Annotated in this window: 2 protein-coding genes; one reads left to right on the top strand and one right to left on the bottom strand. The window is 55.7% G+C overall.

What is annotated here, in order from left to right:
- Positions 1 to 43: 43 nt before the first annotated feature.
- Positions 44 to 283 (bottom strand): cell division activator CedA, encoded by a 240-nt coding sequence (gene cedA, locus CKK19_RS25295; protein WP_022647825.1) that lies wholly within the window; start codon positions 281 to 283, stop codon positions 44 to 46.
- Between the two features lie 201 nt (positions 284 to 484).
- Here cedA and katE point away from each other — a divergent pair, with 201 nt between their 5' ends.
- Entirely contained in the window at positions 485 to 2734 is a 2250-nt protein-coding gene (gene katE, locus CKK19_RS25290) for a catalase HPII (RefSeq protein WP_225455272.1), read from the top strand.
- Positions 2735 to 2773: the final 39 nt, after the last annotated feature.

Here is a 2773-nt window from a genome sequence, read left to right as displayed (position 1 = left end):
AACTTTCGGGGTTCACTTCAATCGGGCGGTTTTTTTATGGCTGTTATTCTTCAACCTCTTCATCCTGGCGGGTCTGCATTGCCCATCGCTGCGCCGATTCCGGCACCGTAAACGCAGGGGAGCGACGGAAGTGCTCGCCAATCAGCACGAAGGCAACGTATTTACCCCGCAGCATCCAGACATCGCGAAAACCATCCACCTTCAGGGCATGGTCTGGCGGCGCGGGCTCAACGCGGGGTACATAGCTAATAACCTGGCGGTTTTGTTGACGAAGAGGTTTCATAAGCGACGGGTTCACTAAAGCAAATTCTTAAAGCAGGAAATTTCTATCATAGCCGATTCTCCCCCCGCCCGTCGCGCCTGACGTATCGCAGATGGCTCCTTTCGCTAATCAATATCTGAAAACGCTTAGTTCGCCTGCTAATTCTTAACATTGTTCTATCCTTAATAGGGTTTTTAGGAATGAACAAAGGAGAAGCGTGCAATGTCGAACAATGATAAACCACATCAGTCACCCATTCATGGGACTGAAGAATCTCAACCGGGAATGGACTCACTTGCCCCAGCCGACGGCTCACACAAACCATCACCGGGTCCATCCGCACCGGGTGAACAGCCTACCGCCCCGGGCAGCATGAAAGCCCCGGAAACGGAAAACGAAAAGCTGAAATCGCTCGATCCTCACCGCAAGGGCGGTGAAGGCCATGCGCTGACCACGAACCAGGGCGTTCGCATTGCCGATGATCAGAACTCCCTGCGCGCCGGAACGCGCGGCCCGACGCTGCTGGAAGATTTCATCCTGCGCGAAAAAATCACCCATTTCGACCATGAGCGTATCCCTGAGCGTATCGTCCACGCTCGCGGCTCCGCGGCGCACGGCTATTTCCAGCCGTACAAGAGCCTGAAGGAGATCACCAAAGCAGATTTCCTTTCCGATCCGAACAAAATCACACCGGTGTTTGTGCGTTTCTCTACCGTACAGGGCGGCGCGGGTTCGGCCGACACGGTGCGTGATATCCGCGGCTTCGCCACCAAATTCTATACCGAAGAGGGCATTTTCGACCTCGTCGGGAATAACACCCCGGTTTTCTTCATACAGGACGCGCATAAGTTCCCTGACTTTGTCCATGCGGTAAAACCAGAACCACACTGGGCCATACCGCAGGGACAAAGTGCGCATGACACATTCTGGGACTACGTCTCCCTGCAACCGGAAACCCTTCACAACGTGATGTGGGCGATGTCTGACCGGGGGATCCCACGCAGCTATCGCACTATGGAAGGCTTTGGTATTCATACCTTCCGTCTGATTAATGCTGAAGGTAAAGCGACGTTTGTGCGTTTCCACTGGAAACTGGTCGCGGGGAAAGCGTCCCTGGTGTGGGATGAAGCGCAGAAGCTGACCGGACGCGATCCGGACTTCCACCGTCGTGAACTGTGGGAATCCATTGAAGCCGGTGATTTCCCGGAATACGAGCTGGGGTTACAGCTGATCCCGGAAGAAGACGAGTTCAAATTCGACTTCGACCTGCTCGACCCGACCAAGCTTATTCCTGAAGAGTTGGTGCCGGTTCAGCTGGTGGGTAAAATGGTGCTTAACCGCAACCCGGATAACTTCTTCGCGGAAAATGAGCAGGCAGCGTTCCACCCGGGCCATATTGTGCCGGGGCTGGACTTCACCAACGATCCGCTGCTGCAGGGTCGTCTGTTCTCTTACACCGATACGCAGATCAGCCGTCTTGGTGGACCTAACTTCCATGAGCTCCCAATCAACCGTCCGACCTGTCCGTACCATAACTTCCAGCGTGACGGGATGCATCGCCAGGATATCGATACCAACCCGGCGAACTACGAGCCGAACTCCATTAACGATAACTGGCCGCGTGAAACCCCGCCGGGGCCTAAACGTGGCGGATTCGAGTCGTATCAGGAGCGCGTGGACGGAACAAAAATTCGCGAGCGCAGCCCGTCATTCGGCGAATATTACGCTCAGCCTCGCCTGTTCTGGAACAGCCAGACCCCGATCGAACAGCAGCACATTATCGGCGGCTTCAGCTTCGAGCTGAGCAAAGTGGTGCGTACCTACATTCGCGAGCGCGTGGTCGACCATCTGGCGCATATTGATATCCAGCTTGCTCAGGGCGTAGCGAATAATCTCGGCATTACGCTGACTGACGAGCAATGCCATGCTGCACCGCCTAAAGACGTGAACGGGCTGAAGAAGGATCCGTCCCTGAGCCTGTACGCGGTACCTGGCGGGACGATCAAAGGCCGCGTAGTGGCTATCCTGCTGAACGATAAACCGCGCGCCAGCGACGTGCTGGGGATCATGAGGGCGCTCAAGACTCAGGGCGTACACGCCAAACTGCTTTACTCACGCATGGGTGAAGTGACGGCCGATGATGGCTCCGTCCTGCCGATTGCCGCGACCTTTGCCGGGGCACCGTCCCTGACGGTTGATGCGGTGATTATGCCGTGCGGCGACGTTGAGAGTTTGCTCGGTAACGGTGATGCCGCCTATTATCTGCTGGAAGCCTATAAGCACCTGAAGCCAATCGCCCTCGCAGGCGATGCGCGGAAGTTTAAATCGCTGCTGAAGGTACCGGATCAAGGGGAAGAAGGCATTGTCGAAGGTGATAACATTGACGATGCGTTTATGACCCGGCTGTTTGACCTGCTCGCCGCGCACCGCGTGTGGTCGCGCAGCAGCAAGATTGACCAGATACCGGCGTAAAAAAAACCGGGTGGCGCTACTGTATGACCGGATACATAG

This window comes from Enterobacter sp. CCUG 70166 (genome assembly GCF_020224095.1).
Lineage (GTDB): Bacteria > Pseudomonadota > Gammaproteobacteria > Enterobacterales > Enterobacteriaceae > Enterobacter > Enterobacter intestinihominis.
Note: the sequence above shows the minus strand (reverse complement) of the source record. Positions and strands in the feature narration are given on the sequence as shown.